Annotated in this window: 23 protein-coding genes and 1 pseudogene; 12 read left to right on the top strand and 12 right to left on the bottom strand. The window is 45.6% G+C overall.

Annotation, left to right across the window (positions count from 1 at the left end):
• Positions 1-118: 118 nt before the first annotated feature.
• From hxlA to V6D41_RS18170, 5 genes are all read left to right on the top strand, one after another.
• The gene (gene hxlA / locus V6D41_RS18190; RefSeq protein WP_087993171.1) at positions 119-751 is read left to right on the top strand and encodes a 3-hexulose-6-phosphate synthase; all 633 of its coding nucleotides are present in this window, start codon (positions 119-121) and stop codon (positions 749-751) included.
• A 4-nt stretch (positions 752-755) separates the two neighbouring features.
• Positions 756-1313, top strand: coding sequence for a 6-phospho-3-hexuloisomerase (gene hxlB, locus V6D41_RS18185; protein WP_333519180.1), 558 nt, complete (start codon positions 756-758; stop codon positions 1311-1313).
• Positions 1314-1426: 113 nt separating this feature from the next.
• Complete coding sequence (gene tlpC / locus V6D41_RS18180) at positions 1427-3151, top strand: methyl-accepting chemotaxis protein TlpC (protein ID WP_333519179.1); 1725 nt, start codon at positions 1427-1429, stop codon at positions 3149-3151.
• A gap of 173 nt (positions 3152-3324) precedes the next feature.
• Entirely contained in the window at positions 3325-3774 is a 450-nt protein-coding gene (gene nucA, locus V6D41_RS18175) for a DNA-entry nuclease (protein WP_148962957.1), read from the top strand.
• A 27-nt stretch (positions 3775-3801) separates the two neighbouring features.
• Positions 3802-4200 carry a competence protein ComJ gene (locus tag V6D41_RS18170; protein WP_333519178.1) on the top strand — a complete coding sequence of 133 codons (399 nt, stop codon included), beginning with the start codon at positions 3802-3804 and terminating at the stop codon, positions 4198-4200.
• Positions 4201-4236: 36 nt separating this feature from the next.
• Here the strand turns inward: V6D41_RS18170 and bglC are convergent, their stop codons facing one another.
• The 6 genes and pseudogenes from bglC to V6D41_RS18140 all read right to left on the bottom strand — a co-directional run bounded on the left by bglC (position 4237) and on the right by V6D41_RS18140 (position 8191).
• Positions 4237-5670, bottom strand: a complete 1434-nt coding sequence (gene bglC, locus V6D41_RS18165; RefSeq protein ID WP_333519177.1) for a 6-phospho-beta-glucosidase — start codon at positions 5668-5670, stop codon at positions 4237-4239.
• A gap of 72 nt (positions 5671-5742) precedes the next feature.
• Positions 5743-6471, bottom strand: a complete 729-nt coding sequence (locus V6D41_RS18160; protein WP_333519176.1) for an AAA family ATPase — start codon at positions 6469-6471, stop codon at positions 5743-5745.
• Between the two features lie 19 nt (positions 6472-6490).
• The gene (locus tag V6D41_RS18155) at positions 6491-6832 is read right to left on the bottom strand and encodes a DUF3147 family protein (protein ID WP_333519175.1); all 342 of its coding nucleotides are present in this window, start codon (positions 6830-6832) and stop codon (positions 6491-6493) included.
• Complete coding sequence (locus V6D41_RS18150; RefSeq protein WP_333519174.1) at positions 6829-7242, bottom strand: MarR family winged helix-turn-helix transcriptional regulator; 414 nt, start codon at positions 7240-7242, stop codon at positions 6829-6831. Before V6D41_RS18150 ends, V6D41_RS18155 begins: the two co-directional genes overlap by 4 nt.
• A 136-nt stretch (positions 7243-7378) precedes the next feature.
• Complete coding sequence (locus V6D41_RS18145; RefSeq protein ID WP_333519173.1) at positions 7379-7711, bottom strand: YckD family protein; 333 nt, start codon at positions 7709-7711, stop codon at positions 7379-7381.
• 82 nt (positions 7712-7793) lie between these two features.
• Positions 7794-8191, bottom strand: a pseudogene (locus V6D41_RS18140) (RDD family protein).
• Between the two features lie 419 nt (positions 8192-8610).
• Between V6D41_RS18140 and V6D41_RS18135 the strand changes: the two are divergent.
• Complete coding sequence (locus V6D41_RS18135) at positions 8611-9474, top strand: transporter substrate-binding domain-containing protein (RefSeq protein ID WP_333519172.1); 864 nt, start codon at positions 8611-8613, stop codon at positions 9472-9474.
• 9 nt (positions 9475-9483) lie between these two features.
• Positions 9484-10164 (top strand): amino acid ABC transporter permease, encoded by a 681-nt coding sequence (locus tag V6D41_RS18130; protein WP_148962949.1) that lies wholly within the window; start codon positions 9484-9486, stop codon positions 10162-10164.
• Between the two features lie 41 nt (positions 10165-10205).
• Here the strand turns inward: V6D41_RS18130 and V6D41_RS18125 are convergent, their stop codons facing one another.
• The 6 genes from V6D41_RS18125 to V6D41_RS18100 form a co-directional block, all read right to left on the bottom strand.
• Positions 10206-10397, bottom strand: a complete 192-nt coding sequence (locus V6D41_RS18125) for a hypothetical protein (protein ID WP_333519171.1) — start codon at positions 10395-10397, stop codon at positions 10206-10208.
• On the bottom strand, positions 10379-11572 hold the full coding sequence (zinU, locus tag V6D41_RS18120) for a zinc metallochaperone ZinU (protein WP_333519170.1): 1194 nt from the start codon (positions 11570-11572) through the stop codon (positions 10379-10381). Before zinU ends, V6D41_RS18125 begins: the two co-directional genes overlap by 19 nt.
• 36 nt (positions 11573-11608) lie before the next feature.
• Positions 11609-12781: an NAD(P)-binding domain-containing protein gene (locus V6D41_RS18115; protein WP_333519169.1), complete on the bottom strand. Its 1173-nt coding sequence runs from the start codon at positions 12779-12781 to the stop codon at positions 11609-11611.
• An 83-nt stretch (positions 12782-12864) separates the two neighbouring features.
• On the bottom strand, positions 12865-13482 hold the full coding sequence (locus V6D41_RS18110; RefSeq protein ID WP_333519168.1) for a L,D-transpeptidase: 618 nt from the start codon (positions 13480-13482) through the stop codon (positions 12865-12867).
• Positions 13479-14393 (bottom strand): GTP cyclohydrolase FolE2, encoded by a 915-nt coding sequence (gene folE2, locus V6D41_RS18105; protein WP_333519167.1) that lies wholly within the window; start codon positions 14391-14393, stop codon positions 13479-13481. The genes V6D41_RS18110 and folE2 overlap by 4 nt, the downstream gene beginning before the upstream one ends.
• 112 nt (positions 14394-14505) lie before the next feature.
• Entirely contained in the window at positions 14506-15711 is a 1206-nt protein-coding gene (locus tag V6D41_RS18100; protein WP_333519166.1) for an MFS transporter, read from the bottom strand.
• Between the two features lie 179 nt (positions 15712-15890).
• Here V6D41_RS18100 and nirB point away from each other — a divergent pair, with 179 nt between their 5' ends.
• The 5 genes from nirB (at position 15891) to cobA (ending at position 24746) form a co-directional block, all read left to right on the top strand.
• Positions 15891-18206, top strand: coding sequence for a nitrite reductase large subunit NirB (gene nirB / locus V6D41_RS18095; protein WP_333519165.1), 2316 nt, complete (start codon positions 15891-15893; stop codon positions 18204-18206).
• A 6-nt stretch (positions 18207-18212) separates the two neighbouring features.
• Entirely contained in the window at positions 18213-20345 is a 2133-nt protein-coding gene (gene nasC, locus V6D41_RS18090; RefSeq protein WP_333519164.1) for an assimilatory nitrate reductase catalytic subunit NasC, read from the top strand.
• Positions 20346-20465: 120 nt separating this feature from the next.
• Entirely contained in the window at positions 20466-22883 is a 2418-nt protein-coding gene (gene nasD / locus V6D41_RS18085) for an NADPH-nitrite reductase (protein WP_333519163.1), read from the top strand.
• 32 nt (positions 22884-22915) lie between these two features.
• Positions 22916-23236 carry a nitrite reductase small subunit NirD gene (gene nirD, locus V6D41_RS18080; RefSeq protein WP_333519162.1) on the top strand — a complete coding sequence of 107 codons (321 nt, stop codon included), beginning with the start codon at positions 22916-22918 and terminating at the stop codon, positions 23234-23236.
• Between the two features lie 64 nt (positions 23237-23300).
• On the top strand, positions 23301-24746 hold the full coding sequence (gene cobA / locus V6D41_RS18075) for a uroporphyrinogen-III C-methyltransferase (RefSeq protein WP_333519161.1): 1446 nt from the start codon (positions 23301-23303) through the stop codon (positions 24744-24746).
• The last annotated feature ends 26 nt before the right edge of the window (positions 24747-24772 follow it).

Raw genomic sequence — 24772 nt, 5'->3', positions numbered from 1 at the left:
CTGATTGCCTCTTCTCATAGTATCCTCCAAGTAACTAGTTGACTTTAAAGTGCCTACTTCTCATCAAAAGAGAGAACCTATAGAATGAAAAATAATTCGAAAAGGGAGTGGATCAACAATGGAATTACAGCTAGCATTAGACCTCGTAAATATCCCGGAAGCCATCGAGCTCGTCAAAGAAGTGGAACAATACATCGACGTGGTAGAGATCGGAACACCGGTTGTCATTAATGAAGGCCTCAGAGCCGTTAAAGAAGTAAAAGAGGCATTTCCGCAATTGAAGGTTCTAGCAGACCTCAAAATTATGGATGCCGGCGGATACGAGATCATGAAAGCGTCGGAAGCAGGCGCTGACATCATCACCGTTTTAGGGGCTACAGACGATGCAACAATTAAAGGAGCAGTAGAAGAAGCTAAAAAACAGAAGAAGAAAATCTTAGTGGACATGATTAACGTAAAAGATATTGAATCCCGTGCAAAAGAAATTGACGCACTCGGTGTTGACTACATCTGCGTCCACACTGGATATGATCTTCAAGCAGAGGGCAAAAACTCTTTCGAAGAATTAACGACTATCAAAAATACCGTTAAAAACGCAAAAACCGCAATTGCGGGCGGCATCAAAATTGATACATTGCCAGAAGTGGTCAAACAAAAGCCAGACCTTGTCATTGTTGGGGGCGGAATTACAAGCGCAGCCGATAAAGCGGAAACAGCTTCAAAAATGAAGCAGCTTATTGCCCAAGGATAATGATATGAAAACGACTGAATACGTAACGGAAATTCTTAATGAGTTACACCGTTCAGCGGCTTATATTTCTGATGAAGAAGCAGATCAGCTTGCCGATCACATTCTCTCTTCCAATCAAATTTTCACTGCGGGAGCGGGGCGGTCTGGCCTGATGGCAAAATCCTTCGCAATGAGATTGAGGCACATGGGCTTCAACGCTCAGATCGTCGGTGAGATTCTCACTCCCCCGCTCCGCAAAGGAGATCTCGTCATTATCGGCTCAGGATCAGGCGAGACAAAGAGCCTGATCCATACAGCAGCAAAAGCAAAAAGCTTACACGGGGCTGTTGCCGCTTTAACCATCAATCCGGAATCAAGCATTGGCAAACAAGCGGATCTCATCGTTAAAATGCCCGGTTCTCCTAAAGACCGGTCAAACGGAAGCGATAAAACCATTCAGCCAATGGGTTCATTATTTGAGCAAACTTTACTGCTATTCTATGATGCAGTGATTTTAAAACTCATGGAGAAAAAAGGACTCAATTCTGAAACCATGTTCACTTACCACGCAAACCTAGAATAGTGTAACACAACCGGCCTGGCGATCAGGCCGGTTTTTATATTTTCTAAAAATAAACCTATAGATCCAAAAACCCGATAAGTAATATGACCCACAAATCATAAAAAGGAGGAATTATGTTGTTAAAACAACTAAAGCTTAAGCTCGGAACTAAAATTCTCTGTCTGGTTTTCGTGATTATTCTTTTGTTTTCGATATCAGTCGGTATTGTAATGCTTAAAGACATTACAGACAGCATGAAACAAATGGCGACTGAAAAAGCGAAAGGCGATCTCGCTTTAAGCAGCGTTTATATTGATGATGTCATTTCAGGGGACTGGCATGTAAAAAACAATGAGCTTTATAAAGGGCAAACACTAATCAACGGAAATGAAGATATCGTTGATCTGCTTGGCGAAAAAACAGGTGATACCGTTACTATTTTCCAAGGAAATACTCGTGTTGCAACCAATGTCATGAAGAACGGCGAAAGAGCTGTTGGCACTCAGGCTTCTAATGAAGTTACTGACGCTGTTTTGAAGAATGGAAAACGATTCTACGGACAAGCAGACGTAGCAGGCTCTTCTTATCAGACGGCATACATGCCTTTAAAAGATCAAAACGGGAATATCATCGGCATGCTGTATACAGGAGCCAATCAAAGCATTTTAGCATCACTTACGCAATCACTCTTCACTCAATTCGCTATCGTTCTTGTTATCGTCATTATTGTATCAGTCATCCTTGTCCTGCTTTTCACCAGAAGGATCAATAAGCGGCTGAACGCTTTAAAATTCGCCTTTGAAAGCGCCGGAAACGGAGATATGACAATAGAGGTGTCAGACAAATCCGGTGACGAGCTATCAGAACTCAGCGTCTATTACAATAAGATGAGAATGAAACTGAACGATACCATCCAGACTGTGCAGCAATCAGCCCTTCAGCTTGCATCCGCCTCTCAGCAGCTCTCAGCCGGAGCAGAGGAAACAAATCAAGCTTCAGAAAAGATCACAGAGACTGTACAGCACATTGCAAACGGGGCTCAGCATCAGATCAACCGAATTGAAAACAGTGAAAGCTCACTAAAACAAGCTTCAGCAGACATCCGGGATATTTCTTCAAATACGGCTGCAATTGCTGACAAAGGACAGCTTGCGCAAACAAAAGCCGATATTGGGCAAAAGGAAGTTCTAAATGTACAGGCACAAATGGATGCGATTCACCATTCGATTCAGAAAAGCGGAGAAATCATACAACAGCTGGACGGTCGCTCTAAACAAATTGAACACATTTTATCCGTCATCACCCAAATTGCCGATCAGACAAACCTCCTTGCGCTGAATGCAGCGATTGAAGCTGCCAGAGCCGGTGAACATGGCAAAGGCTTTGCAGTTGTTGCCGATGAAGTACGTAAATTAGCGGAAGAATCTCAACAATCTGCGGAACAGATTTCAAAACTGGTTACAGAAATACAAAATGATATGAACCTATCTGCTAGATCTGTTGAGCATGTGAAAACAGAGGCTGCAGAAGGTGTCACTATGATTAAGCGCACCAGAGATGCATTTAAGGAAATTGCAGCCGCAACAGGTGAAATCAGCGCCGAGATTAGTGATTTATCAGCATCGGTATCAAACATTTCAGCCAGTGCGCATAGCATAAACGATTCCTTTGCAGCCAATACGGCTGACATAAAAGAATCTACAGAAAATACCCGGCAGGCGGCTGCACTAACAGAAGAGCAATTTGCTGCAATGGAAGAGATTACTGCCGCTTCTGAAACGCTATCCCAATTAGCTGAGGAGCTTACCGGTATCATAAGCCAATTTAAAATGATTGATCAACCTGAAAACGGCCGATGACTCAGTATCATTATTGTAAATTAGAAACAGCATATTACTAAAAACAAATATTTCGACCTGCTAAAATTACAATTTCAGCAATAAAATGAGTGTAAAACAAAATTTTTCAACCTTTACACCAAACGCTTTCTGGATTACTCTTGGGTCAGTTTTAAAGTTGCTAAAAGCGGGAGGTGAACATCACGATGGACATCATAAAAACTTTACTTCTCGTCATCGTAGTCATAGCAGCTGCAGCTGTCGGCCTGATAAAGGGGGACTTTTTCCCAACTGATCAAAAAACGTCTCAAACGAAAGAATATGACGAAACAATCGCCCTCCCTTCTGACCGTTATCCCGAAACGGCCAAACATATTAAGGATGCGATAAATGAGGGGCACTCAGATGTGTGCACCATCGACAGAGACGGAGCTGAAGAACGCCGCGAGCAATCATTAAAAGACGTACCTCCTAAAACGGGGTATGACAGAGACGAATGGCCAATGGCCATGTGCAAAGAAGGCGGTGAAGGGGCTTCTGTAGAATATATTTCTCCCGCTGACAACCGCGGTGCAGGCTCTTGGGTTGGACATCAGCTTACCGATTATCCCGACGGCACAAAGGTTTTATTCACAATTCAGTAAACATGTTAAAAGAGGAGGAACAGCACATTGATCAAGTCATGGAAGCCGCAAGAACTGTCGATTTCATATCATCAATTTACTGTATTTCAAAAGGATTCTGCACCTCCTGTAATGGATTGGACTGACGAAGCCATTGAAAAAGGATATGCTTCAGCGGACGGAGCAATTTCCTTTGAAGCGCAGAGAAATGCAAAGGCCTTTATTCTTTTGCGTCTTAACAGTTCAGCAACTGTAGACTCCTACGAAAAAAAAGTGACTGTTCCCTTTCATGTCACAGAGAACGGTATTGAAATTGAAAGTATTATGTCTCAAAGGCTGTCCTTTGATCTTCCTAAAGGAGACTATCAATTGACATGCTGGACTGTACCAGCTGAGAGGTCAGATTTTCATGCCGACACTTATATTATTGATGCTGTTTCTGTGTAATGAAAAAGCCCTGAGAGAATGACTCTCAGGGACTCTTTATAAACTTTCTCCATTCGTCTTAATCAAATTCTGGTACCAATAAAAGCTTTTTTTCTTCAAGCGTTTTAAATCATGTGTATGTTCTTCATCTCTATTGACATAAACGAATCCGTATCTTTTTTGGTAGCCGTTCAGCCAGCTTAACAGATCAGTAAATGACCAGCTGCAATAGCCGATCAAATCGACACCGTCGCTGATGGCCTGTCTGCATTGCTCAAGATGCGAACGCAAATAATCGATTCGATAATCATCCAGCACAGTACCGTCTTCAACCTTATCAAACTCACCTAAACCGTTTTCTGTGATAAACACTGGAAGCTGATAACGGCTTGTAATGCGGCGAAGGCCGATACGCAATCCAATTGGGTCAATTGTCCAATCCCAGTTGCTCGTTTTCAGGTGCGGATTTTTTTTCGTTTTGAATACCCCGGGTATCCCTGTTTCCTGATTGGTCCCCTTTTGGCCTGTTGTATTCATTTTCCCTTCTGACACACCATCAAGCGGATTTCGTTCATAGGTGATGGTCTGATAATAATTGACACCTATAAAATCAGGCTTCCCTTTCGCAAGCAGCTCCATATCTCCCGCTTCGATTGTCGGTGCCCAGCCCTGTTTTTCTAAATAACGGAAAGGAATTTGCGGGTAGGTTCCCCAGATGTACATATCCAGCCACCAATTGTTCATAAATTCTTCAGCATTTTCAAATGCCAGTATTTCCTCTGGATGGCTTGATAGAGGATAAGCCGGCGAATAAGCAAAGCTCGGACCAATTTTGCCTTCAGGAACATATTCCCTAAAAGATTCAATGGCTTTCGCATTAGCCAGAAACGCAATGTGGTTTGCTTCGAAAAAACGTTTTCTGTCTTTCACTCCAGGCGGATGCATGGCTGTAATAAAGCCGTGATTAAAATTGTAGTTCTGTTCGTTTAACGTAACCCAGTATTTCACTCTGTCTCTATAGCGTTTATAAAGAGTAATACAGTAGTTATTAAAGTCCTCTATGATGTTTCTTGATTCAAAACCGCCATATTCGTCCATAAGCGCCTGAGGCAAATCCCAGTGATATAAAGTCAGAACCGGCTCGATGTTATGAGAAAGCAATTCATCAATCAAATGATCATAAAACGCTAGGCCCGCTTCATTGATCTCCCCTTTTCCTTTTGGAAAAATCCGCGGCCAGCTGACGGAAAATCGATACGCTTTTAAGCCCATCTCAGCCATCAGAGCGACATCTTCTTTATAACGGTGATAATGGTCAACCGCAATATCGCCGTTGGTTCCTTTAAACGTTTTGCCCGGTATTTTTGTAAACACGTCCCAAACAGAAGGGCCTTTGCCTTCTTCGTTCCAAGCGCCTTCAATCTGGTACGCTGCAGAAGCAGAGCCCCACAAAAAATGTTTCGGAAAAGATTCTGGATGCTGGTGGATCATAGTGTTTATCACTCCTGAAATATTTGATAAACCTATCATAGGTTATGAAACGCGTTTCATATCAACTCTATGTTAATCGCGGAACAGCTCAGCTAATATTTTTTCTCTTTGTCCAAGAAAATATCGTGTTAATTGAACATGTTCTGTATTCTCATATTCTGTATGATGTATTCTTCCACCATCAAAGCTTAAAATATTAGCATTGGGATATCCCAACAGGATCGGAGAGTGAGTCGCAATGATCATCTGTACATTTCCACCCTTCACCAAATCATGTACAACTCTCAAAAAAGCGAGCTGCCTAGCCGGAGAAAGTGCCGCTTCCGGCTCATCTAAAAGATAAATCGCTTTTTCTTTAAAACGATGACGGAATAGAGACATAAAAGACTCTCCATGTGATTGCTTGTGTAGCGGCCGCCCTCCATAAGAACGGTATGGCTGCGGAGCATCTTTTTCCATCTCATCAAGATGAAGAGAAAGATGATAAAACGATTCAGCTCTTAAAAAGAAGCCATTTGTTACCTTTGGAAGCCAAGATAAGCGTATGTAATCTCCTAAAAGAGAGTCTGACTCCTGTAATTCATAGAGATTATTTCGGCTTCCTCCCGCTGTATTGAATTCACACTTATCCGCTATCGCTTCAAGCAAAGTAGATTTACCAGATCCATTTTCCCCCACAAAAAAAGTCACTTGGCTAGTAAATAAAACTTCATTTAATTGACTTATAGCCGGGATAGAAAAAGGAAATCTGTCGAAGTCCGAAATCTTATCTCGAAGAAGAGTAATCTTTTTTAAAAACATGGCATCTCCTTTCTATCACTCAGTTACATAATATATTGAGAAAAATCTTCTGTATCCATAAAAACACAGCCCATCCTAGTATTCCAGCGCATAACGCTAACCAGAATGGCACATGAATTTTCAGCAAAAGCGCCAAAATAGCGAGTAAACAAACTGTAGCTGGAATTCCGGTAAGCACACCAGATGCAAATTGACTTAACTGAGCTGTTTTTTCACCCTGTATTTGCATCCAAAAAAGGCTTAATAAACTGACCAAGGGTAAAGCGGCAATAATCCCTCCATAGGTCGGATGTCTTTTTGATATTTCAGTTACAACACCGATAATAACCGCTGAGATGATCACTTTGCTTAACATTGTCATTGTTTAGCTTCCTTACTTAAAAGTTCAAAGGCCTGTTCAAGTAATTCCTTTTCTGAAGTGCTTATTCGTTTAATGATTTCTTTTAATTTCTCTTTATCTAGCTGTGTATGCTGTTCAAGAACAGACCTTCCTTCTTGTGTTAAGAAAACGAAAACCTTTCGTTCATCTTGGTGACTTCGCCGTTTAGCTACAAATCCCTTTTGAATTAAACGTTTAGTATGCTCTGACGCTGTATTATGAGAGACAGACAAGTATTCAGCCAAAGCACCTATTGTTGATTCGCCTTGCTTTTCAATATGCTGCATGAGACGTATTGCCTGGTGAGAAATATTTTCTTTATGTTTGTAATGTAATAAATAATAAATATCTGTCCACTGCTGATTTAGTTTAGCTATGAAATCCATTTCCATCATATACACCCCTTTATATCGCATTATACGATATAACTGTTAGGTACGATACTACTTTCTACAATTACACCTATTGATTTCTAACAGCTTTTTCACAATAAAAAAAGCACCCAATTCCCATTGGATGCTTACCATCTTAATGTCTTTTTTCAAATTTATGCGGATGGGGGTGAGCCTTTGGAACAAAGCCGTTTTGTTTCATCATTTCAAAGTGTTTGTCCATGTGATTTTTGATGTGTTCTCCTCTTTCTTTAGGCAGGACACCGTATTGTACGTACTTTGAAATAACGTCTTTGCGCTTTTTGAGTATGTCTGCTTCGAGCTGTTCAATTTCTTTCTTTTCCTGTTCTGTCAGTTTGACATTTGCGGGTGGCTGCTGCTGTTTTTCAGCAGCTTCAGCTGTACCGGACAAAGAAATGACAGCCGCGGCGATGAACATTGTGATGATGTTTGTTCTCATTCGTTTCATCCAATTTATTCCTCCAATCCTATTTTCCATATGTTTTGCTGCATTGCATTTTTTATGCATGCAAAATAAAAAGAGCGAATCATTATTCGCTCTTTCCGATCTGTTCGTCAGTATAAAGTTCTTCTTCACCCGGTGACGCGTAAGTGACATACGTTCCAGCGATTAAATCATGCAGTGTCCGGTTGTCTTCCCGCACGGCGATGAGAATCAGGCTGGCGATTAAGAGCCGAGCCCGAAGGTTAAGGTGTAAACCAGACCGGCCACAATAATCCGCAAAAACATCGTTAGAAGGCTGACTTGTGATCCGTCTTTTTTTACGATTCTGATACCGCAGATTCTTTTTCCGATAAGGTAGCCATGCCAAAACACCGGCAGCAAAATAGAGTACAGCAGAACAATCAGACTGATAAACATGCTGTCGTTCGGGTCTTTTCCTGTAATCAGCCAATAGATCAGCAAAAGAGGCACCGAGACAATCATATAATCCAGCAATGAAGCTCCCAGTCTGATCCAGAATCCTGCTGGTTTTTAAATATTCAATTTGACTCCCCCATTATGTCTTCAATATGACTTTGATGTTCCATCTTCTTTCTTATCGACTATAACATATGCCTTAGGAGCATCAGCAAGATTTAACTTTATCTGGAAGGGCGATTTCATTTTTCTTCACTACGTATAATGGCCTGAGATCAGCTCAACATGCTCTTTCCCTTGGTATGTCAGTGCATGCATCCTTGAACAACTCCTTTTTTATCACATCTTCCCGTCATAACCGCATTTAAACACTAAAACGCTTTTGTATACACAATTCGAACTTTTTGAAAACGTCATCAACATATTGCAACCCTCTATGTTCAATGCTATCTTTTTAGTTGATTAACAGATTGGGGGAAACAAAGGTGAAATCATTCATGCAATCAAAAGCCGTTATATTCAGTTTCACAATGGCTTTCTTTCTTATATTGGCAGCTTGTTCCGGCAAAAATGAAGCCGATTCCAAGGATACAGGCTGGGATCAGATTAAAGACAAAGAGAAGATCGTTGTCGCTACATCCGGTACGCTTTATCCCACTTCTTATCACGAAACCGATTCTGGTTCCGATAAGCTGACGGGCTACGAGGTTGAAGTTGTTCGCGAAGCGGCAAAACGCTTGGGACTGAAGATTGAATTTAAGGAGATGGGCATTGACGGGATGCTGACAGCGGTCAACAGCGCTCAGGTTGACGCAGCCGCAAATGACATCGACGTAACGAAAGACCGTGAGAAGAAGTTCGCGTTTTCCACTCCATATAAATATTCATATGGCACAGCAATTGTCCGAAAAGACGATTTATCAGGGATTAAAACGCTTAAGGATTTAAAAGGGAAGAAAGCGGCTGGCGCGGCTACGACAGTCTACATGGATGTAGCGAGAAAATACGGCGCCAAAGAAGTGATTTATGATAATGCGACCAACGAGCAATATTTAAAAGATGTCGCCAACGGACGCACTGATGTCATTTTAAACGACTATTACCTGCAGAAACTTGCGCTCGCAGCATTCCCGGATCTCAACATTACGATCCACCCGGACATCAAGTACATGCCGAATCAACAGGCGCTTGTCATGAAAAAAAGCAATGCGGCACTTCAGAAAAAGATGAACGAAACATTCAAAGAGATGAGCAAGGATGGCACTTTGACTAAGCTGTCGAAACAATTCTTCAATAAAGCAGATGTATCAAAGAAACTGGAAGTCGACGTTCAGGACGTTGATTTGTAATCGGACGCCATGATAAATAGCATTCAGTGGGAATATATTTTCAACACGAAGCTGGCGATTGAATCGTTTCCTTATGTCATACAAGGGATTGGATACACGCTGCTCATCTCTTTTGTGAGCATGTTTGCGGGAACGGCGATCGGCCTGTTCATATCACTCGCCAGAATGTCTACACTTGCCCTGTTAAGATGGCCGGCGAAGCTCTATATCTCCTTTATGCGGGGCGTTCCAATCTTGGTCATCTTGTTTATCCTTTATTTTGGATTTCCTTATATCGGCATTGAATTTTCCGCTGTCACGGCCGCTTTAATCGGCTTTAGCCTTAACAGCGCCGCCTACATTGCGGAAATTAACCGTTCAGCCATTTCATCCGTTGAAAAAGGCCAGTGGGAAGCCGCATCCTCGCTCGGCCTTTCCTATTGGCAGACGATGAGGGGCATCATTTTGCCGCAATCGATCCGTATCGCGCTGCCTCCGCTTGCCAATGTATTGCTTGACTTAATCAAAGCGTCCTCTCTCGCTGCGATGATTACAGTGCCGGAATTGCTCCAGCATGCGAAAATCATCGGCGGCAGAGAGTTTGATTACATGACCATGTATATTCTGACCGCTCTCATCTATTGGGCCATCTGCTCAGCAGCGGCAGCTTTTCAAAATATCCTTGAGAAGAAATACGCTCATTATGTTTAAACAAACGTTTCATTAAAAAAAGCCGCTCCGCAGGAGACGGCTTAAAATCCTAAAACGGTTTTCGTTTTAGGATTTTGTCTTTTTTTCAGACCCTTGAAGTCGGTGACAGCGGCGTTTGAGCAGGACGCTCTAGCATTTAGACGCTGATCTTTTTTAATGTGAGCACCGGCGCGCAGGCTTGACAACGAATGCGGGGTTTGCCAACACGCTTTTTCTATTGATTCAGCTTCCACTTGAACGGATCCTCAAACAGCGACCAATCTGAATCAAATTCATACTCAGTCAGCAAGCATTGATCAAGCTCTTTCGTAATCTCTTCTTCATCCAAATCTGTTCCGATCAACACTAGCTGTGTCAGTCGGTCGCCGAATTCCGGATCCCAGTCCTCCAGAATTTCCGGTTCCTGCTGTTTGACTTGCTCCTGTTCCAGCTTAGGCAGCGCCGCCACCCAATAGGATACAGGCTCAATCGTAACGGACGGCCCGGCTTGCGACATCAGCAAAGCAAGGTTGTTATGAGATGCACACCAGACGATTCCTTTGGCGCGAACCACGTTCTTTGGCATTTGATCCATCCAGCGATAAAACCGTGTGGAATGAAACGGTAAACGTCTCTTATACACAAATGAAGAGATGCCGTACTCTTCTGTTTCCGGCGTATGTTCCGCATGACCCGCAGTCAGCTCTTGAATCCAGCCGGCCGATCCGCTCGCTTCCTCAAAGTTAAATAATCCTGTATGCAAAATCTCCTGCGGTTTTACATTTCCTTTGACGGATCGAATGAATTTTGCCCTAGGCTGCAATGTGCGAAGAACTTTTTCAAGCTGTTCGAGCTCTTGCTCGCTGACCAAATCACATTTATTTAAGATCAGAACATCACAAAACTCGACTTGGTCGATCAAGAGGTCGGCAATTTCTCTTTCATCCCCTTCTCCCAATGCTTCTTTGCGGTCCAGCAGGCTATCGCCTGACTGATAATCATGCCAAAAACGGTTAGCATCAACCACTGTCACCATCGTATCCAGCTGACAGAATTTCGTAAGGTCGATCCCCATCTCTTCATCAATATAAGAAAAAGTTTGCGCCACCGGGATCGGTTCGCTGATTCCAGTGGATTCGATGACGATATAATCAAACCGCCCTTCCTTTGCCAGCTTCTCGACTTCAATTAATAAATCTTCGCGAAGCGTGCAGCAAATACAGCCGTTTGACATTTCCACAAGCTTCTCATCGGTTCTGGAAAGGCCTCCTTCCTGCTTAACCAAACCCGCGTCAATGTTCACCTCGCTCATATCATTGACAATGACTGCTATTTTTAAGCCGTCACGATTTTGCAGAATGCTGTTCAGCAATGTTGTTTTTCCCGCCCCAAGATAACCGCTCAGTACGGTAACCGGAATTTTTTTCATGGTGATGTCCTCCTAATAAAATAGAATCATTACGATTTAACTTGTATGCTTCGCCGTATGTGCAATGGTGTAAGCAGCTTTTCGCGCTCCGGAAATATTTCTCGCTGTCGGCCCGATTTCTAATTCAGCCAAGGCCCCCATCACATATAATCCTTTTCCCCATTGCAAATCCTGGCCGACAATCGGAAAACCGCAGCCTGCATACGGCAATTGCTCCGCTTCCGCCGCTCTCTGTACCCACTCGAACCGGCTGATGTCCGAAGTAAAACCTGTTGCCAGTGCGATACGCTCATATTCGTATGGCGGTTCGCTGTTCTTACCGTGTATCTGTATTTTGCCATCATATATTTTTTGACAAAACTCAATTTCATCCTGAATGACTTTTATTCTGCCCTCCTTCCTATAGACAGCAAGCGTTCTTGAAATGTCCTTTGGAAAAGAGCCGCGATGCCTGGCGCTTGTAATCCATTGCCTTCTCTTTTGATAGTCTGACGTTTTACTGAATGCTTTCATATATTTTGGACCAAGCCAGCCCGGATCACTGTCAAAGTCATAGGTTCGGAAGGGATGCCTCACCAGCATCGTCACATCATGCCCGTCATCCGCGAGTTTTATGGCGTAATGAGCCGCCGTTATCCCTCCGCCCACAATTGCGATTTGCACACTTTCATTCCTAACATCATGCACATCTCTGTCAAACACATGATAAATGCCGTCATTCTGAAATGGTTTTGCCCACTCCGGCCAAGAAGGCTGATGAGAAAAACTCATGGCTAAAACCACTCGTTCCCCCGTGAGTGTTCCAACGGCATCTGTCTCCGCTTCCCATAACCCATTTTTCCTTCTCAAATTTGTTACCATGCCTGTTTTCCACGCTCGAACAATATGTAACTCGTCCAGGACAGTCTCGCAGTGCTCATTGAAGAGCGACAGCGAGGGCCTCTTATATCTTCCAAAAAACACTTCCGGCCATTGGCTTTTATCCGCATACATTTGCAGGCTGAACGGCTCTGTGTCTACGTGATGAACCGAAGGAGAGCGCAAATATTTCATCTGAATGCGGGCTGTGTTTCGTTTCCAGCATTCAAGAGGCCGTTCATGAGGATCAATGATGGCAAGATCCTCAATTGTTGCCTTTCCGCTTTTCACCAGATGCACAGCCAAGGTTGAGCCTTGGATGCCGCCGCCAATGATCAGCCATTTATACATGGGAGAATCTCCTCTCTATAAAACGTAATTGTTACGATTTAAATCGTATGTTCTTTTCTCCTTTTTGTCAACCACCTTTCCATTCAGCTGATCACAACTTTCGTATGGCCAGGGATGTTTTCATATATCCATTTCGCATCCGGGATGGTCAGCCTGATACAACCATGAGATGCTTTCGTTCCTAGTTTTTCCGCTTCTTTTTCAATGACTTTTTTATCCTTTGTCATTGGAACGCTGTGAAATAAAAATTCGCCATGGTTTTTCCATGAGACCCAGTATTCCGCGCCTTCCTGATATCCTTCGGAGAAAAACCATTCTCCCCGTTCAGGTTCGATATGAAAGGTGCCCTTTGGCGTAGCGTCATTCTTTGTTTGATCAAGTCCTGACGAGACAATCATTGTATATAGGGTTTTGCTTTCTTCTTTGATGTAAGCCTTCTGCTTTTTCACATCTACATCAATCCAGACATGCTTCTGCTTGATATCCGGGTATTCACCGCCTGAAGGCTTTGTCCAATCAATGCTTGTTTTTTCTGTTTTTTGATCGAATGTTGCGTGCTCTGCCATTTTCTTCTTATCAGCGCTTACTTGTTCTTCCGTTTTCTTTGTATCGGCACTTGCGTGTTCTTCCGCATGGCCAGAGCAGGCTGACAGCAGGCAGGCCGGCAGCAGAACCGCAGCAATGAATAATGAGAGTTTCATATTCGATCCACCTGTTTCGAAAAACGCAGCTTCGCATAGGCATCATGGAGGTGGATCGACTCTTCATTGCGGCATTCAATCTCAAAGGCTGACACCCATTCAAGCTCATACAAATCAGCGGCAATCAGCCGGGCGAGATCCTCAACAAATCTCGGGTTTTCATATGCTGCTTCTGTCACGGCTTTTTCATCAGGGCGCTTCAGCACAGGATGCAGTCTCGCAGAGGCATTGGATTCCGCGGCGTGGAGCAAATCAGCTTTAAAATCGCTTGGCATTGATGCCGAAGGATGAATATCAGCCCAAATAGTGACCGTTCCCCTCTGATTATGGGCACTGTATTCACTGATTTCCTTGGAGCAAGGGCAAAGGGTCGTTACTTTCGCTGAAATGCCGGCACGCTGTTTAAACGGCTGATCTTCTTGATAGGTGACAGACATCAATATGTCAGCATGCATCAGGCCCGATTTCTCAAGCTTCGGACTTTTCCGTTCGAAAAACCATGGAAACCGCACTTCGACTGAAGCTGATGACTGACCCATATTTTCTGCAAGCTCTTTCGTAAATTGCTGAAGAGAGCAAAATGAGAGAACCCAGCCGTTTTGATGATAGACTTGCAGCAGCTCTGTTAACCGGCTCATGTTGATTCCCTTTTGATTTCTCCGCAAATCACAAGTCATTGTAAAGTTCGCAGCCGTTGTTTGCTCAGCAGGCGCCATGGCAGAAGTGATTGTGACCGGATGGGACACATTAGCGACACCTACATGCTGAATGTCAAAAAAATAATCCTTCTTGATATTTTGCATATCCTTCATTTTCTCTTTTTCTACAGGTTTTTCGCCTTTCACCGGACTGACCGACCCAAAGTATTGAAGACGCTCCGGTTTTTCCGGCAGCAGCGTGTGTTGATTCAATCAGAAAACCCCTCTCAATAAATCGTAATAATTACTATTTATTTTGATCGGTTCAGCGATTAAAATCAAGAGAAAATAAAAAAGACACGCACAAATGCGTATCCGTGAAAATCTAAACATCCGCCGGACTGCTTTCCGCGCTCCAGCTTTTTCTCCAGTAATAGCCTGCGGCAAGCACGAGCGCAAACGCCAGCAGTGCGATAAAGGAAAATGTAATAAATCCGATAGCATATGAGCCTGTCATCTGTTTTAGCGATCCTAAGATGTTCGGCAGGAAAAAACCTCCTATTCCGCCGGCCGCGCCGACGATTCCCGTCACCATACCGATTTCTTTGCGGAAGCGCTGCGGCACGAGCTGGAATACTGCCCCGTTGCCCATTCCGAGCCCCATCATGCCGACAAACAAAAGAACGATGACCATCGAAAGAGACGGCAGGCTGCTGACCCCGGCCATGCACAGGGCCACGATGACAAACAATACAGAAAGCACTTTTGTGCCGCCGACACGATCTGAAATCCAGCCCCCGACAGGCCGAAAAAAACTTCCCGCCGCCACACATAATGTAACGAAATCGCCCGCGTGAATTTTTGACAGCTGGTATTGATCGACAAAGAAAATAGATAAAAAGCTTGATAGTCCGACAAATCCCCCGAATGTGACGCTGTACAGCAGGCAGAAAAACCATGTTTCCTTCTGCCCGAACACATGCAGGTAGTTTTTGAGCGGTTGCGACGCCGGCTGTGCAGGAGAATCCTTTGCCAAGGATACAAATAGAATAAAGACGATCAGCAAAGGAATAAGCGCAATTCCCATGACAATGTGCCAGCCGAACTGCTCCGCAAGACGCGGGCCAAACAGGGTTGCAAACAAAGTGCCGCTGTTCCCCGCGCCGGCGATCCCCATCGCAAGCCCCTGCAAATGAGGCGGATACCATCGGCTTGCCATAGGCAGCGCAACGGCAAAGCTTGCCCCCGCTACGCCTAGCAGAATCCCGATGGCATACAGCTCAGGCAGCGAACGGCCGCCAAATGTCCCCCACAAGAGAGGAATCATTGTCACCAGCATGCCGATCACTGCCGTTTTTTTCGGTCCGATTCTGTCCGTTAAAATACCCAGAATGATACGAAACACAGATCCTGCTAAAATCGGTACTGCCACCACAAGCCCTTTCTCAAAAGGAGACAGGCCAAAATCCTGAGAAATATAAACCCCCAGTGCCCCAAGCATAACCCATATCATAAAACTCACATCAAAGTATAAAAAGGAACAGAGTAAAGTGAGTGGATGACCGCTGGTTTTCAGTTCCGACAGCTTCATAAGATTCCCCTTTCTTAACCCAAAATTATTTTAATTTTCTGAATTAATGATATATGAGCAATTTTTTCTGGAAAAGACATGTGTAAGTTTTTGTGACACGTTTAATGCGTTAACAAAGCATTTTGACATAATTTTAAATAAGAGAAAACTTACACGCTGCAATAAAGGAGGTCTGGTACATGAAGAAACAAAGACTGGTGTTGGCAGGAAACGGAATGGCCGGCATCCGCTGTATTGAAGAAGTCTTAAAGCTGAATCGCCAAATGTTTGAGATTGTCATTTTCGGAAGCGAACCGCATCCCAACTACAATCGCATTCTCTTATCCTCTGTTTTGCAGGGGGAGGCGTCACTCGATGACATTACACTGAATAGCAAGGATTGGTACGCCAAGCACGGGATTACCCTTTACGCGGGCGAAACGGTTGTTCAAATTGATACAGATCAGCAGCTGGTCATCACGGATCGCAAACGAACCCTTTCTTATGACAAACTCATTCTGGCAACAGGCTCCTCCCCCCATATTCTCCCCATTCCCGGGGCGGACAAAGAAGGCGTCTATGGATTTCGAACAATAGAAGACTGCCAAGCGTTGATGAGCATGGCCGAACACTATCAAAAGGCAGCGGTAATCGGAGCCGGATTATTAGGACTGGAAGCTGCAGTCGGTTTACAGCACCTCGGCATGGATGTCAGTGTCATTCACCACTCCGCCTACATCATGCAAAAACAGCTCGATCACACCGCGTCACGGCTGCTGCAGACGGAGCTGGAGCGAAAAGGCTTAACCTTTCTTTTGGAGAAAGACACCGTATCCATTTCTGGAAACTCGCGGGCAGACGGCATCTATTTTAAAGACGGCTCTTCACTGAAAGCAGACTTGATTGTGATGGCGGCTGGCGTGAGGCCGAATATTGAATTGGCTGTATCCGCCGGAATCAAAGTGAACCGCGGGATCATCGTGAATGACTGCATGCAGACGAGCGAACCGAATGTGTATGCCGTCGGGGAATGCGCCGAGCATAACGGAACGGTGTACGGCTTGGCGGCACCCCTTTATGAACAGGGAAACGTTCTCGCCAAACATATTTGCGGCGTTCCATGCGAAGGATATCAAGGCTCATCACCATCTGCCGCTTTAAAAATAGCCGGAATTGATGTGTGGTCAGCCGGAAAGGTTCACGAAGATGAACGCACGACGAGTATTAACATCTACGATGAACAAGCAGGCATCTATAAAAAAGCACTCTTTGAGGATGACAAACCGGCCGGCGTTATTTTGTTCGGAGACACACGTGACAAGCAGCGGCTTCTCGACAGCCTGCTCAAACAACGAGATATCTCCATAGTCAAAAAGCAGATCATCGAACCGGAGAAAACCGGCAGATTATTTGAATCCATGCCTTCCAGTGAAACGATTTGCCAATGCAGCTCAGTGACTAAAGGCGCGATTGAAGAAGCGGTGCACACGAAAGGCTTAACAACAGTTGAGGAAGTCAAACACTGTACCAACGCAGCCGGCTCCTGCGGAGGATGCAAGCCGCTCGTTGAAGACTTTTTGAGGTACATGGCCAGCGGCGAATATACAGAGCCCGCCGATACACTTGCATTTTGCGGATGCACCGATTTGACGGAAGACGACATCATTGCTGAGCTTCAGCGCAGACCATTCACCGATCCTGCAGAAGCGATGAGCCAGCTTGGCTGGAAAACGAAAAACGGCTGCCGCAAATGTGTCCCGGCGATTCAATACTATCTGGAAAATCTGCATGCCGGTTTTGTTCAGCCGGAATCATCCTCAGAAGACACATGCATCCTCATTCCGCAAATGTACGGCGGGATGACAAACGCGGAGCAGCTAAGAAATATCGCCGACATCATCGAGACATACAGCATCCCTGACGTATCCATCACTCATAGCCAAAGACTGAAGCTTGCCGGGATCAAGCCGGCGGAGCTCCCGAACATTAAAAAAGACCTGAAAATGCCCGTTTGCACCAATGAACACCGCCGCACGCTGCAAAGTGTCAAAGCATGTACATGCGGGCAAAACCGGTCGATTCAGCAGCTGGCAGCCCAGATTGAAAGACATCTTGAGATGCTTTCCATGCCCGCTTCCATGTCTATCAGCTTATCATGTGAAACAGACTGCACCGATGCCGCCATACAAGATGTCGGCGCGATTCGAACGCAAGCTGGCTGGGACATTTACATCGGCGGCGTCCGGGGAACTCATGCCCGTTCCGGAGCTCTGTTTTGTGTGACAGACAGCGCAGACAGCACTGCCGGCATGATCAAAGGACTGGTTCAGTATTACCGTGAAACAGCTCATTACTTAGAAGCCGTTCATCAGTGGGTGGACCGTCTCGGGATCGTTCATATCAGAGAAGTGCTATTTGAAGAGGACCTTAGGACACAGCTGCTGGAAAACCTCCAAACAGACCTGTCACTGATTCAAAACCCGCATATACAGGCTGGCGCACATAAGAAAGGATGAGGCATTTTGACTGAACGACTGCTTAAATATTTCCGTGATAAACAGCAAGACATCCAATCAGAAAAAACGTATGACACCCAATGTCCGTTTTGCAGCATGCAGTGCAAAATGCAGCTTGTGGAACAAACCATCGTCACACGGAAAAAGTACACAGCGATCGGGATTGATAATCCTACGACACAGGGCCGGTTATGCATGAAGGGCATGAACGCCCACCAGCATGCCCTGAACTCCTCCCGCATCACCCGGCCGCTGCTGAAGAAAAACGGCGAATTTCTGCCTGTTTCCTGGGAAGAAGCACTGAATCACATCAAAGACCAAGTGACGATGATCCAAAACGAACACGGCCATGACGCCCTGGCTGTATACGGAAGCGCCTCAATTACGAATGAAGAGGCGTATTTGTTAGGGAAGTTCGCACGGGTTGGCTTACAGACAAAATACATCGACTACAATGGGAGGCTATGTATGTCCGCCGCAGCAACCGCAGCCAACCAAACATTCGGCGCGGACAGAGGCTTAACGAATCCCTTATCAGACATTCCCCACACCCGTGTGATCATTCTGGCCGGCACCAATATTGCGGAATGCCAGCCTACGATGATGCCGTACTTTGAAAAAGCGAAAGAAAACGGCGCTTACATCATTGCTATTGATCCGCGCGAAACAGCCACGACGAAAATCGCCGATCTTCATCTGAAAATCAAGCCCGGCACAGACGCTGCCCTTGCCAACGGTCTCGTCAAAATCATCATCGACGAACAGCTCGCAAACGAACATTTCATTCGATCACGAACAAATGGATTCGCTGAGCTGAAGCAGCATACTGACTCGTTGAGCCTGAATGAGATCGCCGAACAGACGAGTGTCCCGCTGGCGCACATGCGAAAAGCCGCTGTAAAGTTTGCGAAAGAAACGTCCGGCATGCTCTTTACAGCCCGCGGGATTGAACAGCAAACCGATGGAACAGCGGCTGTAAAGGGCTTTTTAAACATGGTGCTGATCACAGGAAAAATCGGCAAACCTTATTCGGGCTACGGGGCGATCACCGGACAAGGCAACGGACAAGGCGCAAGAGAGCATGGACAAAAAGCCGATCAGCTTCCGGGCTACCGTTCTATCGAAAATGAACAACACCGTGCGCATATTGCGAAAGTGTGGGGAATCCATCAGGATGAACTCCCTCGAAAAGGTGTCTCGGCCTATGAAATGATGGAAAAAATCAATGCCGGCGACATCAAAGGACTATTCCTTATGTGCTCCAACCCAGCTGTCTCCAGCCCAAATGCAAATCTCGTCAAAAAAGCTCTGAGAAAACTGACATTCTTTGTTGCGATCGATTTGTTTATGTCTGAGTCTGCGAAATACGCAGATGTGATTTTGCCCGCCTCCTCTTATTTAGAAGATGAGGGCACCATGACAAATGTCGAAGGCCGCGTGACATTAAGAGAAGCAACCCGGCCATGTCCCGGTGAAACAAAGCATGATTGGCAGATTATTTGTGACATCGCATCCGCTCTCGGGAAAGGCCGCTACTTTTCTTACACGTCAGCTAAGGATATTTTTAATGAATTGAGAGAAGCGAGCCAAGGCGGGATTGCCGATTATTCAGGCATCACATATGACAGGCTCAGACGTGAAGGCGGCATTCATTGGCCATGTCCGGAACCTGATCACCCCGGAACAGGACGCTTGTTTGCGGACTCATTTGCCCATCCGGATCAAAAAGCGGCACTAAGTGTGATTCCAAACGAATCGGCCGTTCCAAAAGAGAAGCCGACAGCCGATTATCCGCTTTATTTAACGACAGGCCGAGTCATGTCTCACTACTTAACAGGCGTTCAAACGAGAAAAAGCGCCGCCCTTGCCGCGAGACATTTTGAATCATTTATGGAAATCCACCCGCAAACTGCGGCATCCTTCCATATCGAAGACCGTGTGCTCGTAAAAATAGAATCACCGCGGGGAAGCATCACCGTCCGCAGCAAATTATCGGAACAAATCAGAAAAGACACCGTTTTTGTTCCCATCCACTGGGCAGATGCTCAAAATGTGAATGATTTAATCGGCGAAGCCTTAGATCCAGCCTGTAAAATGCCCGGTTTTAAAGTATGCGCCGTCCGAATCAGACCTCTTTAAATTTTTCATAAAATTTTTAGAACTTTTCGTATATTTTGTTACATTTTATAACATGTATCTTAAATATTCCTTTTTGCTGTGCTACGCTGGAAAAAACATTGATAAGGAGCGGATCATCTGATGGGAAAAAAACAACTAGTTCTTGTTGGAAACGGAATGGCCGGGGTAAGGGCCATTGAAGAGATAATGAGTGTTGCAAAAGACGAGTTTCAGATCACAATTTTCGGTGCCGAACCGCATCCCAATTACAACCGAATCCTTTTGTCAAAAGTGCTTCAAGGCGATACCGACATTAAAGATATTACGTTAAATGATTGGGACTGGTACGAAGAAAACAACATTCAATTGTATACAAATGAAACAGTCATCAAGGTGGACCCGGAAAACAAAACGGTCATCACAGATGCAGACAGAATCCAGCCTTATGACGAATTGATTCTGGCGACAGGCTCTGTTCCTTTTATCCTTCCGATTCCGGGCGCAGACAAAAAAGGCGTCACGGCTTTCCGGGACATAAAAGATACAGACACGATGCTCGCCGCGTCAAAACAATATAAAAAAGCAGCCGTCATCGGCGGAGGCCTGCTCGGTTTAGAAGCAGCCCGCGGACTGCTGAATCTCGGCATGGACGTGTCCGTCATCCACCTCGCGCCATTTCTGATGGAACGACAGCTCGATGCAACAGCGGGACGCCTGCTGCAAAACGAGCTAGAAAAACAAGGAATGACATTCTTGCTTGAAAAACAAACCGAAAAGATTATCGGTGATGACCGTGTTGAAGGCCTCCGCTTCACAGACGGCACAAGCATTGAAGCTGATTTAGTCGTCATGGCCGTAGGCATCCGCCCGAATACATCGCTCGGAGCTGAAAGTGGCATTCCGGTGAACCGCGGAATCATCGTCAACGATTATATGGAAACTGAAATCCCGCACATTTATGCGGTCGGCGAATGCGCTGAGCATCGGGGGATCGCATACGGACTCGTGGCGCCGCTCTATGAACAGGCAAAAGTGCTGGCGAAGCATATTTGCGGCATCGAAACAAAACCGTATGAAGGCTCCGTTCTCTCCACTCAGTTAAAGGTATCAGGCGTCGAAGTCTTCTCTGCCGGTGACTTTGATGAATCAGAGGAGAAAAAAGCAATTAAAGTCTTCGATGAGCAGGACGGCATCTATAAAAAAATCGTCCTGAGGGGCAATCAAATTGTCGGTGCTGTTTTATTCGGCGACAGCAGCGAAGGCAATCGCCTGTTTTCTATGATTCAAAAAGAAGCCGACATCACTGAAACCTCTAAAATATCAATCTTACAGCCTCTCAACCAAGAAGCACGCACAAGCATTACCGCAGCGATGAGCGACGATGAAATCATCTGCGGCTGTAACGGCGTGTCAAAAGGTGCGATTATTCAAGCCATACATGAAAAAGGCTGCTCGTCAACGGATGAGATCAAAGCATGCACAGGTGCATCCCGCTCATGCGGAGGCTGTAAGCCGCTCGTAGAAGAAATCCTCCAGCATACGCTCGGATCTGACTTTGATGCGTCAGCGCAGAAAGAAGCAATTTGCGGCTGCACGACATTGTCGAGAGATGAAGTCGTAGAAGAAATCAAAGCCAAAGGGCTGTCACATACAAGAGAAATCATGAACGTGCTCGGCTGGAAAACGCCAGAAGGCTGTTCCAAATGCCGGCCGGCCCTGAACTACTACCTAGGCATGATCAATCCAACCAAATACGAGGATGAACGAACATCCCGCTTTGTTAACGAACGAATGCACGCCAATATTCAAAAAGACGGAACATATTCAGTCGTGCCACGGATGTACGGCGGTGTGACCAATTCCAAAGATCTGCGCAAGATCGCCGATGTCGTCGACAAATATGAGATCCCGCTCGTTAAAATGACCGGCGGCCAGCGGATTGATCTCATCGGCGTGAAAAAAGAAGACCTTCCGAGGGTATGGAAAGATCTCGATATGCCGTCAGGCTACGCGTACGGGAAAACGCTCCGCACAGTAAAAACGTGCGTAGGCGAGCAATTCTGCCGCTTCGGCACGCAAGACTCCATGGCACTGGGCATTGCGCTCGAGAAAAAATTTGAAGGACTGAACACGCCTCATAAAGTGAAAATGGCCGTGTCTGCCTGTCCGCGAAACTGTGCGGAATCGGGCATTAAGGACCTTGGCGTTGTCGGCATTGACGGAGGCTGGGAGCTTTATGTCGGCGGAAACGGCGGAACTCATTTACGTGCCGGCGATTTGCTGATGAAGGTGAAAACAAATGAAGAAGTCTTAGAATACGCAGGCGCTTATCTGCAATACTACCGCGAAACTGCAAACTATCTGGAGCGTACATCCGCATGGCTTGAGCGCGTCGGTTTATCCCATGTCCAATCCGTGTTAAATGATCCAGAAAAGCGGCAGGAGCTGAACGACCGAATGAATGAAACACTCTCTGTCCACAAGGATCCGTGGAAGGGCTTTTTGGAAAATAAACAAACCTCTAAAGAATTATTTGAAAACGTCGTGACCACATCATAATGACAAAAGACAAACATGAAGGAGGAATGAACATGGCAAACAAAGGCGCAACAAAAGTATGGATCGGAAAAATTGAAGAATTGCCTGAACAATTAGGCAAAACAGTGTATATTGAAGATAAGGAACTCGCGGTTTTTAAGCTTTCAAACGGAAGCGTCCGCGCCATCGAAAACCGCTGTCCGCACAAGGGCGGCGTTCTGGCGGAAGGTATCGTCAGCGGCGAATATGTTTTCTGCCCGATGCACGACTGGAAAATCTCCTTAGAAGACGGAATCGTCCAAGAACCGGATCACGGATGCGTCAAAACATACGAAACGCTGATCGAAGGAGAACATGTTTATCTCGTATATTGATCAAAAGACCGGATCACTTTTCAAGTGATCCTTCATTTTTACAGTGACGGAAGGATGACATGACATGAAGAACGGAATCGTATATTTCGTGGGAGCAGGCCCCGGCGATCCGGGGCTGCTCACCATCAAAGGGAAACAGGCGCTGGAGAAAGCAGATGTTATTTTATATGACCGGCTCGCCAACCCGAAGCTGCTCGAATTCGCATCACCAGACTGCCAATTTATTTATTGCGGAAAACTGCCAGACCGCCATTTTATGAAACAAAGAGAAATTAATGCCCTGCTGGTTGAAAAAGCATCAAAAGGATTAACCGTCGTCCGTTTGAAAGGCGGAGATCCGAGCGTATTCGGCAGAGTCGGCGAGGAAGCAGATGCTCTCTATGAGCACGGCATCCGCTATGAAATGGTGCCGGGTATCACCTCCGGAATTGCAGCGCCGTTATATGCGGGCATCCCCGTCACGCATCGGGATTTCGCATCATCTTTTGCCATGATTACAGCACATGATAAATCATTAAAAGGAACGCCGAATCTCGATTGGGAAGGACTTTCCAGAAGCGTTCAAACCCTTGTCTTTTACATGGGCGTTAAGAATTTGTCTTATATTTGCCAGCAGCTCATTGCGTACGGAAAATCTCCTTCCGTTCCTGTCATTGTGGTCCAATGGGGAACGTGGGGCCGCCAACGGAGTGTGAAAGGCTCGCTTGAGAACATTCAGCAAAAAATACAGGAACACCAGATCACAAACCCTGCGATTATCGTCATCGGGGATATCGTCAATTTTCAAACACACAGCTGGTTTGAAAGTAAACCGCTCATCGGCCAGCACATGATGGTTGTCACTCATGGCGATGATGAAGACCCGCTTGCAGACAAGCTGCGTGCTTCCGGTGCCGATGTCACCGAATGGCCGAAATGGCGGACCGAAAACATGCCTGTCAATGAAGAGGTTCTTCGAAAGATCGGCACCTTTGAAGACATTGTTTTCACATCGCGCTGTGCGGTTTGTGAATTTTTCCAAGCGCTGGCATCCAAGAAAATCGACGTCCGCCAGCTGACAGCCCGACTGAGTTCGGCATCTGAACAAGCAGTGACAGAGCTTGCAAAACGAGGTTTACTCGTCTCCGCCATTCATCCTGATTCAGAAAAACGTCTTGTTGTCGGGAGCCGTCATGCAGTGGAAAGCATGCAGAAGCATGAGTCCTGTACGTTTTATATCACCCATGAAAACGTCATAGATGACCGGTTCACCCACATGATTCAGCGAACCATCAGTGAATCTCCGCTGCACATGATCATCTGCCCGAGCAAACCGTCCGTTCAGCAATTGATCAGCGCAGGCAAACAAATTGGCATTTCGCTGGAACCATCAGCAAGCCGGCCTCCCATCATCTGCATAGGCGATGACACAGCTGCCGGGGCTTATGGATTCACAGCGGTCCGAGATCAGGATGAAGTGTTTGCTTTCATTCAGAATCAACAGGCTGAAAAAAAACTTCTTCACAGCTGATTGCGGCAGCCCTTTTCTTAAGGGCT

The sequence above is a fragment of the Bacillus sp. 0102A genome, assembly GCF_036765155.1.
GTDB lineage: Bacteria > Bacillota > Bacilli > Bacillales > Bacillaceae > Bacillus > Bacillus subtilis_G.
Note: the sequence above shows the minus strand (reverse complement) of the source record. Positions and strands in the feature narration are given on the sequence as shown.